The 16,556-nt window shown below is 50.9% G+C and carries 11 protein-coding genes, 4 tRNA genes and 3 rRNA genes; 2 read left to right on the top strand and 16 right to left on the bottom strand.

All coding sequences use genetic code 11. The annotated features are described in order from the left end of the window. Window positions 1-43: 43 nt before the first annotated feature. The 4 genes from H4F65_RS19395 to ilvL form a co-directional block, all read right to left on the bottom strand. Entirely contained in the window at window positions 44-970 is a 927-nt protein-coding gene (locus H4F65_RS19395) for a branched-chain amino acid transaminase (protein WP_010283915.1), read from the bottom strand. A 25-nt stretch (window positions 971-995) separates the two neighbouring features. Then, the gene (ilvM, locus tag H4F65_RS19390) at window positions 996-1,256 is read right to left on the bottom strand and encodes an acetolactate synthase 2 small subunit (RefSeq protein ID WP_005969103.1); all 261 of its coding nucleotides are present in this window, start codon (window positions 1,254-1,256) and stop codon (window positions 996-998) included. A gap of 78 nt (window positions 1,257-1,334) precedes the next feature. Further along, entirely contained in the window at window positions 1,335-2,981 is a 1,647-nt protein-coding gene (gene ilvG, locus H4F65_RS19385) for an acetolactate synthase 2 catalytic subunit (RefSeq protein ID WP_010283919.1), read from the bottom strand. A 140-nt stretch (window positions 2,982-3,121) separates the two neighbouring features. Next, a complete protein-coding gene (ilvL, locus tag H4F65_RS19380; RefSeq protein ID WP_071531109.1) occupies window positions 3,122-3,220 on the bottom strand; it encodes an ilv operon leader peptide in 99 nt (32 codons plus the stop codon). Between the two features lie 407 nt (window positions 3,221-3,627). Here ilvL and H4F65_RS19375 point away from each other — a divergent pair, with 407 nt between their 5' ends. After that, a complete protein-coding gene (locus tag H4F65_RS19375) occupies window positions 3,628-5,154 on the top strand; it encodes a YifB family Mg chelatase-like AAA ATPase (RefSeq protein ID WP_010283920.1) in 1,527 nt (508 codons plus the stop codon). A 57-nt stretch (window positions 5,155-5,211) separates the two neighbouring features. Here the strand turns inward: H4F65_RS19375 and H4F65_RS19370 are convergent, their stop codons facing one another. Continuing rightward, entirely contained in the window at window positions 5,212-5,550 is a 339-nt protein-coding gene (locus H4F65_RS19370) for a MaoP family protein (RefSeq protein WP_010283921.1), read from the bottom strand. 120 nt (window positions 5,551-5,670) lie between these two features. Here H4F65_RS19370 and hdfR point away from each other — a divergent pair, with 120 nt between their 5' ends. Then, a complete protein-coding gene (gene hdfR / locus H4F65_RS19365) occupies window positions 5,671-6,498 on the top strand; it encodes an HTH-type transcriptional regulator HdfR (protein WP_010283922.1) in 828 nt (275 codons plus the stop codon). 21 nt (window positions 6,499-6,519) lie between these two features. Here hdfR and yjfF read toward each other — a convergent pair whose 3' ends face one another. The 11 genes from yjfF to H4F65_RS19310 form a co-directional block, all read right to left on the bottom strand. Continuing rightward, a complete protein-coding gene (gene yjfF / locus H4F65_RS19360; protein WP_010283925.1) occupies window positions 6,520-7,482 on the bottom strand; it encodes a galactofuranose ABC transporter, permease protein YjfF in 963 nt (320 codons plus the stop codon). Then, window positions 7,482-8,492 (bottom strand): galactofuranose ABC transporter, ATP-binding protein YtfT, encoded by a 1,011-nt coding sequence (gene ytfT, locus H4F65_RS19355; protein ID WP_010283927.1) that lies wholly within the window; start codon window positions 8,490-8,492, stop codon window positions 7,482-7,484. The genes yjfF and ytfT overlap by 1 nt, the downstream gene beginning before the upstream one ends. Next, window positions 8,479-9,999 carry a galactofuranose ABC transporter, ATP-binding protein YtfR gene (gene ytfR / locus H4F65_RS19350; protein ID WP_010283930.1) on the bottom strand — a complete coding sequence of 507 codons (1,521 nt, stop codon included), beginning with the start codon at window positions 9,997-9,999 and terminating at the stop codon, window positions 8,479-8,481. The genes ytfT and ytfR overlap by 14 nt, the downstream gene beginning before the upstream one ends. A 190-nt stretch (window positions 10,000-10,189) precedes the next feature. Beyond that, a complete protein-coding gene (gene ytfQ, locus H4F65_RS19345) occupies window positions 10,190-11,146 on the bottom strand; it encodes a galactofuranose ABC transporter, galactofuranose-binding protein YtfQ (RefSeq protein WP_010283932.1) in 957 nt (318 codons plus the stop codon). A gap of 439 nt (window positions 11,147-11,585) precedes the next feature. Continuing rightward, a tRNA-Trp gene (locus tag H4F65_RS19340) sits at window positions 11,586-11,661 on the bottom strand. 54 nt (window positions 11,662-11,715) lie between these two features. Continuing rightward, window positions 11,716-11,792: transfer RNA gene (locus H4F65_RS19335), tRNA-Asp, on the bottom strand. A gap of 52 nt (window positions 11,793-11,844) precedes the next feature. After that, a 5S ribosomal RNA gene (gene rrf / locus H4F65_RS19330) occupies window positions 11,845-11,960 on the bottom strand. Window positions 11,961-12,097: 137 nt separating this feature from the next. After that, window positions 12,098-15,002: ribosomal RNA gene (locus tag H4F65_RS19325) — 23S ribosomal RNA — on the bottom strand. 215 nt (window positions 15,003-15,217) lie between these two features. Next, window positions 15,218-15,292, bottom strand: a tRNA-Ala gene (locus H4F65_RS19320). 42 nt (window positions 15,293-15,334) lie between these two features. Then, a tRNA-Ile gene (locus H4F65_RS19315) sits at window positions 15,335-15,411 on the bottom strand. Between the two features lie 73 nt (window positions 15,412-15,484). Continuing rightward, window positions 15,485-16,556 (bottom strand): 16S ribosomal RNA (locus H4F65_RS19310); the annotation flags it as partial.

Genomic DNA, 16,556 nt, shown 5'->3' with positions numbered 1-16,556 from the left:
CGATGACGGAACGTGTCACCGCCTGACTGTCTGTCTTGACTGCTTACTGATTTATCGGATCCAACCAGCCCCATTTATCTTCGGTTTCACCCGTAAAGAGGCCAAAGAACGCCTGTTGCAAGGCTTTGGTGACCGGGCCGCGTTTGCCAGCACCGACCTGAATGCCATCGACGCTGCGCACGGGGGTAATTTCTGCCGCCGTGCCGGACATGAAGACTTCATCAGCCAGGTACAGTGACTCGCGGGACAGCACCTGCTCACGCACTTCATATCCCGCATCTTTCGCCAGCTTGATGATAGCGTCACGCGTAATGCCCGGCAGCGCCGAAGAGGTAAACGGCGGCGTGAAGATAATACCGTCCTTCACTTCAAACAGGTTCTCGCCCGCGCCTTCGGAAACATAGCCGTGGACATCCAACGCGATCCCTTCCTGATAGCCGTGGCGGCGTGCTTCGCTACCCACCAGCAGGGAGGATAGATAGTTGCCGCCCGCTTTCGCGGCGGTTGGAATGGTATTTGCCGCCACACGATGCCAGGACGACACCATCGCATCAATACCGGCTTCCAGCGCTTCTTCACCCAGATACGCGCCCCACGGGAAAGCCGCGATGATGACGTCGGTTTGATAACCGTCTGGTGGGTTAACGCCCATACCTACATCACCAATGAACACCAGTGGACGAATATACGCGCTGGTCAGGTTATTTTTACGCAGCGTTTCACGACAGGCTTCCATCAGCTCATCTACGCTTTGTGCGACGGGCATACGGTAAATTTTTGCCGAATCACGCAGGCGCTGCATGTGCTCACGGTGACGGAAAACCACCGGGCCCTTATGTGAATTGTAGCAACGAACACCTTCAAAGACGGAGGTGCCATAATGCAGGGCATGCGACATGACGTGTACTTTTGCTTCAGCCCATGGAACCATCTCGCCATTGAACCAAATGTAATCCGCTTTTTTTGTCATTCTTCTTTTTCCTTACTCTTTTGCGTTAGGCGCTGATCTGCTGTGATGTCGTCATCGGTTGAATGTCAACGCAGGCAATATCCAACAGCTTGCTCAATTGCGTTGACAATAAATCCACCGAACGATGGCTGGCAACGGTCAGTTCAATATTAATGTGATCGGTATTAGTGGTTTGCACCATATTCATCGCGCAAACTTTAAAACCGCGATGGCGGGTAACACGCAATACACGCTCCAGAACCTCGGGACGAAAGCGCGCCTGAATTGAAAGTTGATGGTGTGTCATTCTGTTGTCTCCAGCACTTATTCTGTGTAAGTCGGCCATTGTTTGGTTTTTCCGAGCTTAGTTCGGTTTTGTCGAGCCTTACTTGGATTTATCGAGCATCGTTTCGTTACCCGCACCCGGCGGAACCAGTGGCCAGACGTTTTCATATTCATCGATCGATACGTGCAGTAAATAGGGTCCTTCGCTGTTAAACAGAGCATCCAGCGCGACATCAATTTGATCTTTACGGGTGATGCGCTGGCCAGGGATATCAAACGCGCTTGCCAGCGTCAGGAAATCAGGGTTATCGGAGAGGTCGGTTTCACTATAACGTTCATCAAAGAATAACTGCTGCCACTGACGTACCATGCCTAACCGTTGGTTATCCAGCAGCACGATCTTTAACGGCAGCCGTTTTCGCTTGATTGTACCCAGCTCCTGAACATTCATCATGAAGGAGCCGTCACCGGAAATGCAGATAACCATATCATCCGGGCGCGCAACCTGTGCGCCTACCGCAGCGGGTACGCCGAAGCCCATCGTGCCGAGGCCGCTGGAGGTGATGAAATTCTCAGGGCGGCTGAACGTCATATGCTGCGCAGCCCACATCTGGTGCTGGCCCACATCGGTCGTCACCACAGTATCCGCATCCATTCGTTCGGAGATCGTTTTCAGCAACGCAGGCGCATAAATCGCCTGACCGGGATGATCATAACGCCACGGGTATTCCGCCTTCATCATAGCCGCCTGCTCGCGCCATGCACTGACGTTCAGCGGTTGTTGCAACGCCGGTAATATCGCGTTCAGATCGCCTTGCAGCGCGACATTAGCATGACGCAATTTGCTCAGTTCCGCTGGGTCGATATCCATGTGAATCACGCTGGCGTGAGGCGCGAAGGCGTTCAGCTTACCGGTCACGCGGTCATCAAAACGCGCCCCGACCGCAATTAACAAATCACACTCCTGCACAATCAGGTTCGCCGCTTTCGTGCCGTGCATACCAATCATACCGAGGTAATAGGGATGATTGGCATCCACGGCACCCAGCCCTTTCAGCGTCGAAACGGAAGGGATATCCGTTACGCTCAGGAATTCACGCAGCGCCGGAACCGCATTCGCCATGCCAACACCGCCGCCAACGTACAGCACCGGTTTTTGCGCTTTCGCCAACAGGGCATATGCCTGCGCAATATCTTGATCGGGGAAATCGACATCGTTAGCAACGGGCGCAAAGTTTGGGGTGAAATCCCCCATCGCCAGCTGAATATCTTTAGGAATATCGACCAAAACAGGGCCTGGGCGGCCGCTGTTGGCAATCGCGAACGCTTCTGCCATCACTTCCGGCAGTGATTCGAGAGACTCAACCAAAAAGCTGTGTTTCGTACAGGCCAGAGACAGCCCCAGCACGTCGATTTCCTGGAAAGCATCGGTGCCAATCAGTGCCGACCCAACCTGTCCGGTGATCGCTACCACAGGCACAGAATCCAGCAGCGCATCGGCCAAACCGGTGATCAGGTTCGTTGCCCCCGGACCGGATGTCGCAATGCAGACGCCCACGTTACCCGTGGAGCGGGCATAGCCAATCGCCGCCATTACCGCGCCTTGCTCGTGGCGACACAGCAGGTGTTTAACGCCGCCGTCATAAAGTGCATCGTAGACTGGCATTATCGCGCCCCCTGGATAACCAAAAACGGTTTCCACTCCCTGCGCTCGCAACGCTTGAACCACCCACTGTGCTCCATTCATAGTTATTTCCCCGACATCTTATGGGAATAACAGAATTTTATGCTGATGTTCATTTTCTGTTCCTTTCCGTTATAGATTACGCCCAACAAAAAACCCCCGACCTTTCGGTGCGGGGGTTTTCTTGAATTAGGCCTTGATTTCTAAGCCATTCTTCGTCCAAGTGCAGCCCCGCACGGTGGGATAATAATCACCACCACGCTAATCACGACTAGGCTAATCACTAGGGATAGGGCTTTCATAATAGGTTGTTCATTAATCTTCTGTCGAACGAATGCCTACAGAGTTATCACAGTAAGACATGGTCTGACAACAATTTTTTTCATTGCTACCCGTAAGGATTACCTATGATACGAGAAAAAAATACAACGTAATCATAAGGTAGAAGCGCATCAAATTATTTTCGCCCGTTGTCGTAAAAATGAGCGTTGTACGAAAAACGTGACAGATGAAAACGAGAGTCGTCAATCGGCGGATAGCATTAAACGATCGGTTCACCCGACATAATTGCGGCGCATCACGCATAAATTTTATTCATTACTGAAACAGAGGATTATTTCATGACACCGCCGCGCAGAGTGGCAAAGACGGTCTCTACTTCTTCTCCCTTGCCAGACATGATGCAAACCATCAGCAAAGGGGAAATAGCATGTCATTGGCAGTTACCTATACTCGGGCAATGATTGGCGTACAAGCGCCAGACGTTTATATCGAAGTTCACATCAGCAGCGGGCTACCAGCCCTAACGCTGGTGGGCTTACCAGAAACCACCGTCAAGGAAGCGCGCGATCGCGTGCGCAGCGCTCTCATCAATTGCGGATTTACGTTTCCGGCAAAGCGCATCACGGTCAATCTCGCCCCCGCAGACCTGCCAAAAGAAGGAGGACGCTACGATCTGCCGATTGCTCTGGCGATTCTGGCGGCCTCAGAACAAATCGATGGTGAAAAGCTAAGCCGCTACGAGTTTCTTGGCGAACTCGGCCTGTCTGGCACCTTACGTGGCGTCAATGGCGCGATTCCCGCCGCATTGGAAGCCATAAAAGCAGGCCGCCAGCTTATCCTGCCAAATGACAACAAACGGGAGATGACGCTGATACCGCAGGGTGAAGCGCTGATGGCCGGGCATTTGTTGGACGTGTGTGCTTTTCTCAGTGGAGAAGAGCAATTGCTCAGTTGCTCCGACATAACGCCCGTTCCACCGATCGAGGAAGATACGCTCGATCTTAAGGATATCATCGGTCAGGAACAAGCTAAACGCGCGTTGGAAATCGCGGCGGCAGGCGGCCACAACTTGCTCTTGCTAGGGCCCCCGGGAACCGGGAAAACCATGCTGGCGAGTCGATTAGGCAATCTGATGCCACCATTAAGCGATGAAGAAGCACTGGAAAGTGCCGCCATCAACAGCTTAATCAACATTGATGCCACCATGACGCGCTGGCGAGCCAGACCATTCAGAGCACCTCACCATAGTTCCTCTATGGCTGCGCTCGTGGGCGGAGGGTCGTTGCCTAAACCGGGGGAAATTTCACTCGCCCACAACGGTGTACTATTTTTGGACGAATTACCGGAGTTTGAGCGACGCGTACTAGACTCACTACGAGAGCCTCTGGAGTCCGGTGAAATTATCATTTCCCGCACTCGGGCTAAGGTGTGCTACCCAGCACGGGTGCAGCTCGTTGCTGCAATGAATCCCAGCCCGTCAGGCCACTATCAGGGCGTTCATAACCGGTTGCCGGCACAACAAATACTGCGCTATCTCAGCAAACTTTCCGGTCCCTTTTTGGATCGCTTTGACCTTTCAATCGAAGTCCCTTTACTACCACCAGGGGTTTTGTCTCAGCAACATTATCAAGGCGAAAGCAGCGCGACAATTCGCGAGCGCGTGCTGATCGCACGGCAGATACAGTTGAAACGGGCAAATAAAATCAACGCACTACTCACTTCACGTGAAATAGAAAAATACTGCGGATTGGAGATGGCTGATGCGACCTATTTGGAAGAGGTAATGAACAAACTTGGCTTATCCGTACGTGCATGGCACAGGATATTGAAAGTCGCGCGCACGATCGCTGACCTCGGCGGTCGGGATAATATTGAAAGAAAACACCTTGCCGAAGCGCTGAGCTATCGCTGTATGGATCGCTTGCTCATCCAGCTCCACAAAAGCCTTGAATAGAGAGAGCGTTATATTTGCTCGCCACAAAAGGAAATGGGGCGTTAGCCCCATTCTTAATTAATCATCGCTTTCAGTGTATTCTTCCACTGCATCCATCTGCGGCTTACCACCAGACAACGTATGGAAGCGTTTAGGACGACGAATACGATCCAGATATTTGGACCAGATTTTTTCCAGTTCCGTTTCCGCTTTACGTTCGCCGCGACACATTGCAACAAACGATGTCTCTTCCTCCGTCACTGGCTCACGTTTACCCAAATCCAGCTCGTTAAACGCGTAACCGTGGCGTTCCAACAATTGTGCTTCTTTAATCGTAAAGTCGCCATGTCGGGAAAAACCACGCGGGTAGAACTTGTTATCAAAAAAACGATTAGTGGTAGAGAAGCTTTCTGCCATCTTACACGCTCCTAATTCTTCTATGGTCGTGTTGTTTATGGCGCGGAGTATTAGATAGGCTTGACATTGTGTAAAACAAAACATTTAAATCATTACGACAAAATTTTTTTGGAGATGGGCGTGGATACCGAATTACTAAAAACCTTTCTGGAAGTCAGCAGGACAAGACACTTTGGCCGTGCCGCCGAATCCCTGTATCTCACGCAGTCAGCGGTGAGTTTTCGGATTCGCCAGTTAGAGACGCAGCTTGGTGCCAACCTGTTCACCCGCCATCGGAACAACATACGTTTGACGCCCGCCGGCGAACGGCTTCTGCCCTATGCGGAAAGCCTTATCGGTACCTGGCAGATCGCCAAGAAAGAAGTCGCACGCTCGCAGCAACACAGCCTGCTTTCGGTAGGAGCAACGGCGTCACTCTGGGAGGCATATCTGACTCCCTGGCTACAATCACTGTATCAACAGCGCCCGCTGCTCCAGCTAGAAGCGCGCATTGCCTTACGTCACTCGCTGGTAAAACAACTCCATGAGCGTCAGTTGGATCTGTTGATTACGACCGAACAGCCAAAAATGGAAGAATTGGCGAGCCAGTTGCTGGGCAACTTCTCCCTTTCACTGTTTGCAGCAGAAGCGCACCCACCCGGACAGGAATTGCCCTATATAAAATTGGAGTGGGGCGCAGATTTTCATCAGCAGGAACATCGCCTACTAGCCAGCGATCAGCTTCCCGTTTTGACAACAACATCGGCCCAACTGACCCGCCAACTGCTTGAAACAACCGGCGGCTGCGCGTTTTTACCCAGCCATTGGTTACAAACCTATTCCAATCTGCGGATAGTCGGCGACAGTCAGCCCGTTGTACGCCCGTTTTACGCCGTTTGGTTACAAAACAGCGATCAGCAGACGATGATTCGTCAGTTGCTGAAAACGCCTATTGTGATTAGTCCATGAACTATTTTGCTCACAACCCACTTAAGCACGTCTGGCTGACCAGAATGTGCTTAACGCCTTCTGTAACCCAATGAAAGCAAACAGCAGGAAGCCAATGACGATTTTTGTCCACCATGAGCTCAAGGTACCATCAAACGTGATATACGTTTGAATCAGACCCTGAATCAGTACGCCAAACAGGGTGCCCAATACGGTTCCGACACCACCGGTCAGTAGCGTACCGCCGATGACAACGGCAGCGATGGCGTCCAATTCCACACCGCTTGCTGCCAAGGCATAACCCGCTGAGGTGTAGAGAGAGAAAACAATACCTGATAGCACCGCTAACGTACTGGAAAGCATGTAGATATGAATCGTCGTCCGCCTGACGGGCACCCCCATCAGTTCCGCTGAATAGCTGCTACCCCCAATCGCATAAACACGGTTACCGAAACGGGTACGGTGCGCCATCACGATCCCCATCAGTACCACAATCAACATAACCAGCGCCAGAAAGGTAAATCGTCCTCCATCCGGCATGCGCCATGCTAAACCCGCCAGTTGGCTATAGACCGGGTGATCGATTGGAATCGACTCCTGTGAGACGATAAAGCTCATTCCTCGGACAAAGAACATACCCGCCAGTGTGATAATAAAGGCTGGCAATTTGAGCGTGTCGATAATCCACCCCATCAACCCGCCAAACATGACACCCATCACCAGCGCTATTGCGAATGCAAAGAAAGGATCAATGCCATACGTACCTATCAATTTGGCCAGTAACACACCAGTAAATGCAATGACTGACCCTACGGAGAGATCGATCCCGCCAGACAGAATGACAAACGTCATCCCAACTGCCACGATCCCCAGAAAGGCGTTATCCGTCAGTAAATCAAAGAAAACTCGCGTCGACGCAAAGCCGGGAAACTGGCTGAGACAGAATAAATAGCCAGCAATAAAGACCAGAATCGTCATCAACAGGGGGAAGTGGCGTTTCAACATTATGTTTTCCTCCTGAACAGGTGGTGCAACGAAATACGTGGAGATTGCATAACCAAAACCAGCAGAACGACGAGAGCCTTCAGAACCAGGTTGAATTCCGGCCGATAGCCAGACAGCAGGATGCCAGTATTCATACTCTGAATAATCAAGGCACCTACGACAGAGAGCAGCAAATTAAAACGCCCCCCAAGTAGCGAACCGCCACCGATCACCACAGCCAGAATCGCGTCTAATTCTAACCAGAGGCCCGCGTTGTTCGCATCCGCCCCGCGGATATCTGCCGTCACGATAACGCCCGCTACGGCCGCACACACGCCGCATATGACATAAGCTGCGACCAATACCAGCTTCGTACTCACGCCAGCGTTGCGAGCCGATCGCAAATTAATACCAACAGATTCGATAAATAACCCAAGTGCCGTTTTACGCGTCAAAATCCACAACGCCAACAGCATCACGCAGGCAATAATCACTGGCATGGGTAGATAGAACAGGGTTCCGCTGCCCAGCTTAGCCAACCCGGCGTTATCAAACGTGATAATTTGACCTTCGGTAATCAGCTGAGCAATACCTCGCCCGGCAACCATCAGCATTAAGGTCGCCACAATCGGCTGAATCTGTAACACCGCAACCAGAAAACCGTTCCATAGCCCACACAACGCACCAACCAATAGCGCAACCAGCAGTACAGAAGGAAGCGGATGACCAGCAGCAGTAAGCGTTGCGGCCGTCGCGCCTGCAATCGCCATTACCGCACCAACCGATAAATCGATTCCGCCAGTGGCAATCACTAACGTCATACCTAATGCCAGCAGCGCAACGGGCGCACCGCGGTTAAGGATGTCGATAAGGCTACCGAACAAGCGCCCATCCTGAATGTGGAGGGAGAAGAAGTTGGGCGCGACCATGCTATCAATCAGCAAGATGGCAACGAGCGCCAGAAGCTGTGGCACCCCTTTGGTGAACGTTAAGCGGACTTTTTTGGCAGGTTTGACGTTATTGTCTGTCATCAGCTGCTCCCGTTTGTACTGCGATTGCCTGCATCACTGCGGCAACCGAGATCTCATTATGTTCAAGATGCGCAACGTGCTGCCTGTCGCGCAGCACAATGATGCGATCCGCATAACCGGTCAGTTCTTCCAATTCAGAAGAGATCACGAGTAACGCCATCCCCTGCTCACACAATTTTTCGATCAAGCGAATGATCTCAGCATGCGCGCCGACATCGATTCCTCGCGTTGGCTCATCCAGAATCAAGAAGCGCGGTTCTGTTGCCAACCAGCGCGATAGCAGGACTTTTTGCTGATTCCCACCCGATAGATACTGAATTTCCTGCTCTGGACTGGGCGTACGAATCCCTAATAGGCTGATAAATTTTTCAGCGATACGGGTTTGCTCACGTAAGGAAATGGGTTTCAGCCAGCCACGTTGCGCCTGAAGTGCCAGAATGATGTTCTCGCGTACCGTTGCCGCACCGACAATGCCGTCAGTCTTGCGATCCTCAGGGCAATAGCCAAAACCGAGCTTTCCTGCTGCACGCGGTGTGCGAATGCTAACTTGTTTGCCATCAACTCTGGCTTCACCGGCATCAGGCACGTTAATACCAAATATCAGCTGCGCGGTTTCTGTCCGGCCGGACCCCAGCAGACCAGCGAGGCCAACAATTTCTCCCGGGCGCACGGAAAGCTCGAAGTCATTAATCGAGCCACGTCGACCATAGTGTTTAAACTGCACGATGGGCTCACCTGAGACGTCACTATGTTCGCCACGCTTCAATAACGTTTCATCAAAACTGTGCCCCAACATCATTTGGACTAATTCAATACGTGGTAATTCTGCGGCAGGCAATGCCCCCACTAATCTTCCATTACGCAAAACGGTAATTCTGTCACTAATGCGATAAACCTGATCCAGAAAGTGCGTCACAAATACCATACCGATTCCGCGGTCGCGCAACTTCCGCAATATATCCAGTAGCATATCGACTTCTTTTGCATCAAGGCTTGCAGTCGGTTCATCAAGAATTAGAACTTTAGCGGAAAGATCGATAGCTCTGGCGATAGCTACAATTTGCTGCACTGCGATGGAGTAATTACCAAGAGGATGGCTAACATCGATCATCAGTCCATAATTCAATAAAAGTGCTTCGGCCTGGTGCAGGATTTTATGTTGATCCACGATGCCCCAGCGTGTGGGCTCACGGCCAATAAATAGATTTGCCGCAACGGACAGATTCGGTAATAGATTGACTTCTTGATAGACCGTGCCAATACCCAATGACTGAGCATGAGCCGTATTGACAGGATTAATCGCCATACCATCGAGGATAATTTCCCCCGTTGAGCGATGGTAAACGCCAGTCAACGCCTTAATTAACGTTGACTTCCCTGCACCATTCTCTCCTAGTAGCGCCACTATTTCGCCGCGATTAAGCGTGAAGTCCACTTGATCTAGTGCTTTTACCCCCGGAAACTCAACGCTCATGCCCCGAATATCTAACAACCGTGTCGTTTCCATCAGCATCACCTATGCGACAACTTAACAAGGCTACATCACACCTGAGCAATATTATGGTAAGTAGGCTGACAATATTCACTGTCCCGTGATTAAACGGTGCAGAAAACATAGCAAGCCTACTTTCCCATATTCATATTTCTGCCAGGTATTTAGAAAAATTTATATCAATGATAAATCCACAATATAAATCTCAATAACCAAGGTCTTTCTTGGTTTCATATTCCTGTTTTGCCGTGTCAGGCAGTAATAAACGTGATTCAGTTTGAATGAATTTTTCAGGCTGTTTCCCGTCCTTCTTCATCGCTAATAAAGCATCAAAAGCCGGCCCAGCCATATTAGGTGTTAATTCAACGGTGGCATTAGCTTCGCCATTCATCATAGCTTTGAAAATATCAGGGACACCATCAATGGAGACAACTTTTATTTGTGAACCAGGTTTCAAACCAGCTTCTTTAATTGCCTGAATAGCGCCTATTGCCATGTCATCATTATGTGCATAAACCGCACAGATATTTTTTCCGTTCTGCTCAGCTTTAATAAAGCTTTCCATGACCTCTTTACCCTTGCTACGAGTAAAGTCTCCCGACTGTGAGCGAATAATTTTTATCTGTGGATCTGAAGCGATACCGTCAGCAAACCCTTTCTTACGATTTATCGCAACGCTAGCCCCAACCGTTCCCTGCAGCTCAACAACATTACAAGGTTTGCCAGCGGCTTCTTTCACAAGCCACTCCCCTGCCACTTTTCCTTCATAGACGCTATCAGAGGCGATAGCAGCGGTGTACAACGATGGATCGCTTACCTCAATCGTTCTATCAAGCAGGAACACTGGAATTTTTGCTTCTTTAGCTTCCTGTAAGACTGGTGCCCAACCTGTCGCGACAACTGGAGCAATAAATATGGCATCTACGCCCTGAGCGATGAACGACCGCACAGCCTTAATCTGATTCTCCTGCTTCTGCTGAGCATCCGCTATTTTTAACGTTATCCCACGCTTCTCGGCTTCCTGCTTTGACACCTTAGTTTCCGCAGAGCGCCATCCTGATTCTGAACCAATCTGGGAAAACCCAACCGTTAAGGGTTTTGCCTGTACGGCACCACATAACGCAGTGCTTACAGCAACAGCTACCAGTAAACGTCTGTACATACTTAAACTCCTTCTGTGTAGTCTTACAGCTACTTAGTCAGATTTCAGGTACAGCATAGCGCTACGAATTTCTGCTGTAGCGCTACCGATGTGATGTTGGCAGGTATCACTAACAAGTGAATGCAACCTGAAGGATCGTTCTGAAAAACAACTTCCTTTCACTCAGGTTGTAGATAGTTTTAGTTCAAATATCGAACAAGGTGAATGAGCAAGTTCACAACCTGGTATTACGGTTATTTTGTGCATATTTACAGCTAAATCAGCACGATCTATCAACAGCACATTAGCGAATTTTATCTATTAAATAACAAAACGTTAGATTAATTAGACATCCAGAGGGGAGAAATAACGAAGAAATTGGAAAGAAGGATACGAGACAGGATCGAGCATAAAGTACAGATCAAAAAAAACCCTTCACGATAACGTGAAGGGTTTTATTTGGCAGGGGCGGAGAGACTCGAACTCGCGACACCCGGTTTTGGAGACCGGTGCTCTACCAACTGAGCTACGCCCCTAAATTACGCTTAACATTATGCCTGCTAAAATTAGCAGGCATAATTTTTAATAAGTGGCGGAACGGACGGGGCTCGAACCCGCGACCCCCTGCGTGACAGGCAGGTATTCTAACCAACTGAACTACCGCTCCACCGAATTTCTCTACAACCACCAGATTGCTCCGGCTTACTGCTTAATTTGATGCCTGGCAGTTCCCTACTCTCACATGGGGAAGCCCCACACTACCATCGGCGCTACGGCGTTTCACTTCTGAGTTCGGCATGGGGTCAGGTGGGACCACCGCGCTATCGCCGCCAGGCAAATTCTGTTTCATTCCAGCCGTTACTGTGCTGACTTTCTCTCTCTTGTCATCACGTAACCACCAGAACCAATCTCTGAACAAGCTGAACATCGTTCTTATATGAGTCTTTCATCACAAAACACCTTCGGTGTTGTAAGGTTAAGCCTCTCGGGTCATTAGTACTGGTTAGCTCAACGTATCGCTACGCTTACACACCCAGCCTATCTACGTCGTCGTCTTCAACGGCCCTTCAGGGGCATCTAGTGCCCAGGGAAGACTCATCTCGAGGCAAGTTTCCCGCTTAGATGCTTTCAGCGGTTATCTCTTCCGCACTTAGCTACCGGGCAATGCAATTGGCATCACAACCCGTACACCAGTGGTGCGTTCACTCCGGTCCTCTCGTACTAGGAGCAACCCCTCTCAATCTTCCAACGCCCACGGCAGATAGGGACCGAACTGTCTCACGACGTTCTAAACCCAGCTCGCGTACCACTTTAAATGGCGAACAGCCATACCCTTGGGACCTACTTCAGCCCCAGGATGTGATGAGCCGACATCGAGGTGCCAAACACCGCCGTCGATATGAACTCTTGGGCGGTATCAGCCTGTTATCCCCGGAGTACCTTTTATCCGTTGAGCGATGGCCCTTCCATTCAGAACCACCGGATCACTAAGACCTGCTTTCGCACCTGCTCGAGCTGTCACTCTCGCAGTCAAGCTAGCTTATGCCTTTGCACTAACCTCCTGATGTCCGACCAGGATTAGCTAACCTTCGTGCTCCTCCGTTACGCTTTGGGAGGAGACCGCCCCAGTCAAACTACCCACCAGACACTGTCCGCAACCCGGATCACGGGTCCACGTTAGAACATCAAACATTAAAGGGTGGTATTTCAAGGTTGGCTCCATGCAGACTGGCGTCCACACTTCAAAGCCTCCCACCTATCCTACACATCAAGGCTCAAGGTTCAGTGTCAAGCTATAGTAAAGGTTCACGGGGTCTTTCCGTCTTGCCGCGGGTACACTGCATCTTCACAGCGAGTTCAATTTCACTGAGTCTCGGGTGGAGACAGCCTGGCCATCATTACGCCATTCGTGCAGGTCGGAACTTACCCGACAAGGAATTTCGCTACCTTAGGACCGTTATAGTTACGGCCGCCGTTTACCGGGGCTTCGATCAAGAGCTTCGCCTTGCGGCTGACCCCATCAATTAACCTTCCGGCACCGGGCAGGCGTCACACCGTATACGTCCACTTTCGTGTTTGCACAGTGCTGTGTTTTTATTAAACAGTTGCAGCCAGCTGGTATCTTCGACTGATTTCAGCTCCATGAGCAAGTCACTTCACTTACCATCAGCGTGCCTTCTCCCGAAGTTACGGCACCATTTTGCCTAGTTCCTTCACCCGAGTTCTCTCAAGCGCCTGAGTATTCTCTACCTGACCACCTGTGTCGGTTTGGGGTACGATTTGATGTTACCTGGAGCTTAGAGGCTTTTCCTGGAAGCGTAGCATCGGTTACTTCATCACCGTAGTGACTCGTCATCACGCCTCAGTGTTAACGATGACCCGGATTTACCAAAGTCATCCACCTTCACGCTTAAACCGGGACAACCGTCGCCCGGATAACCTAGCTTTCTCCGTCCCCCCTTCGCAGTAACACCGAGTACAGGAATATTAACCTGTTTCCCATCGACTACGCTTTTCAGCCTCGCCTTAGGGGTCGACTCACCCTGCCCCGATTAACGTTGGACAGGAACCCTTGGTCTTCCGGCGTGCGGGTTTTTCACCCGCATTATCGTTACTTATGTCAGCATTCGCACTTCTGATACCTCCAGCAGCCCTCACAGGCCACCTTCGCAGGCTTACAGAACGCTCCCCTACCCAACAACACCTAAGTGTCGCTGCCGCAGCTTCGGTGCATGGTTTAGCCCCGTTACATCTTCCGCGCAGGCCGACTCGACCAGTGAGCTATTACGCTTTCTTTAAATGATGGCTGCTTCTAAGCCAACATCCTGGCTGTCTGTGCCTTCCCACATCGTTTCCCACTTAACCATGACTTTGGGACCTTAGCTGGCGGTCTGGGTTGTTTCCCTCTTCACGACGAACGTTAGCACCCGCCGTGTGTCTCCCGTGATAACATTCTTCGGTATTCGTAGTTTGCATCGGGTTGGTAAGTCGGGATGACCCCCTAGCCGAAACAGTGCTCTACCCCCGAAGATGAGTTCACGAGGCGCTACCTAAATAGCTTTCGGGGAGAACCAGCTATCTCCCGGTTTGATTGGCCTTTCACCCCCAGCCACAAGTCATCCGCTAATTTTTCAACATTAGTCGGTTCGGTCCTCCAGTTAGTGTTACCCAACCTTCAACCTGCCCATGGCTAGATCACCGGGTTTCGGGTCTATACCCTGCAACTTAACGCCCAGTTAAGACTCGGTTTCCCTGCGGCTCCCCTATACGGTTAACCTTGCTACAGAATATAAGTCGCTGACCCATTATACAAAAGGTACGCAGTCACCTAACAAGTAGGCTCCCACTGCTTGTACGTACACGGTTTCAGGTTCTATTTCACTCCCCTCGCCGGGGTTCTTTTCGCCTTTCCCTCACGGTACTGGTTCACTATCGGTCAGTCAGGAGTATTTAGCCTTGGAGGATGGTCCCCCCATATTCAGACAGGATGTCACGTGTCCCGCCCTACTCATCGAACTCACAGCTTGTGCATTTTTGTGTACGGGACTATCACCCTTTACTGTGCGACTTTCCAGACGCTTCCACTAACACACAAACTGATTCAGGTTCTGGGCTCCTCCCGTTCGCTCGCCGCTACTGGGGGAATCTCGGTTGATTTCTTTTCCTCGGGGTACTGAGATGTTTCAGTTCCCCCGGTTCGCCTCATGACACTATGTATTCATGTCATGATAGTGTGTCGAAACACACTGGGTTTCCCCATTCGGGTATCGTCGGGTATAACGCTTCATATCAGCTTACCGACGCTTATCGCAGATTAGCACGCCTTCATCGCCTCTGACTGCCTAGGCATCCACCGTGTACGCTTAGTCGCTTAACCTCACAACCCGAAGATGTTTCGATTGATTCATCATCGCGCTGCGATTATTTGAGAGACTCATTGACAGACTGATTCATCACGACACACCCGAAGGCGGTCATAATTGTTCAGCTGTCATGTTTCAATTTTCAGCTTGTTCCAGATTGTTAAAGAGCAAAACTTCGCAGTGCACCCAAACAGGTACACTCTGAAATTTTCTATACAGCGAGTAGTGATGGTGGAGCTATGCGGGATCGAACCGCAGACCTCCTGCGTGCAAGGCAGGCGCTCTCCCAGCTGAGCTATACCCCATCGTTGCTTACAGATACCTTAGATACCACTCACGGAAGAGTTGGTAGGCCTGAGTGGACTTGAACCACCGACCTCACCCTTATCAGGGGTGCGCTCTAACCACCTGAGCTACAAGCCTATTAAGGTATTTCTGCTCGTTATTTTCATCAGACAATCTGTGTGAGCACTTCACTCAACGCACATCTTCTTGGTAAGGAGGTGATCCAACCGCAGGTTCCCCTACGGTTACCTTGTTACGACTTCACCCCAGTCATGAATCACAAAGTGGTAAGCGCCCTCCCGAAGGTTAAGCTACCTACTTCTTTTGCAACCCACTCCCATGGTGTGACGGGCGGTGTGTACAAGGCCCGGGAACGTATTCACCGTAGCATTCTGATCTACGATTACTAGCGATTTCCGACTTCATGGAGTCGAGTTGCAGGACTCCAATCCGGACTACGACGTACTTTATGAGTCCGCTTGCTCTCGCGAGGTCGCTTCTCTTTGTATACGCCATTGTAGCACGTGTGTAGCCTACTCGTAAGGGCCATGATGACTTGACGTCATCCCACTTCCTCCGTTTATCACCCGGCAGTCTCCTTTGAGTTCCCGGACCGAATCGCTGGCAACAAGGATAAGGGTTGCGCTCGTTGCGGGACTTACCCAACATTTCACCAACACGAGCTGACGACAGCCATGCAAGCACCTGTCTCAGAGTTCCCGAAGGCACCAAAGCATCTCTGCTAAGTTCTCTGGATGCTCAAGAGTAGGTAAGGTTCTTCGCGTTGCATCGAATTAAACCACATGCTCCACCGCTTGTGCGGGCCCCGTCAATTCATTTGAGTTTTAACCTTGCGGCCGTACTCCCCAGGCGGTCGATTTAACCGCGTTAGCTCCGGAAGCCACGCCTCAAGGGCACAACCTCCAAATCGACATCGTTTACAGCGTGGACTACCAGGGGTATCTAATCCTGTTTGCTCCCCACGCTTTCCGCACCTGAGCGTCAGTCTTTGTCCAGGGGGCCGCCTTCGCCACCGGTATTCCTCCAGATTCTCTACGCGCATTTTCAGCCGCTACACCTGGAATTCTACCCCCCTCTACAAGACTCGTTAGCCTGTCGGTTTGAATGCAGTTCCCCAGGTTAAGCCCGGTGTTGATTTTCACATCCAACTTAACAGACCGCCTGCGTGCGCTTTACGCCCAGTCATTCCATTAACCTTGCACCTCCCTGTATTACGCGGAGCGCGTGGCACGGAGTTAGCCGGTGCTTCTTCTGCGGGTAAC

This window comes from Pectobacterium brasiliense (assembly GCF_016950255.1).
In the GTDB taxonomy this organism is placed as follows: domain Bacteria; phylum Pseudomonadota; class Gammaproteobacteria; order Enterobacterales; family Enterobacteriaceae; genus Pectobacterium; species Pectobacterium brasiliense.
This window is presented reverse-complemented; position numbering and strand designations above follow the sequence as displayed.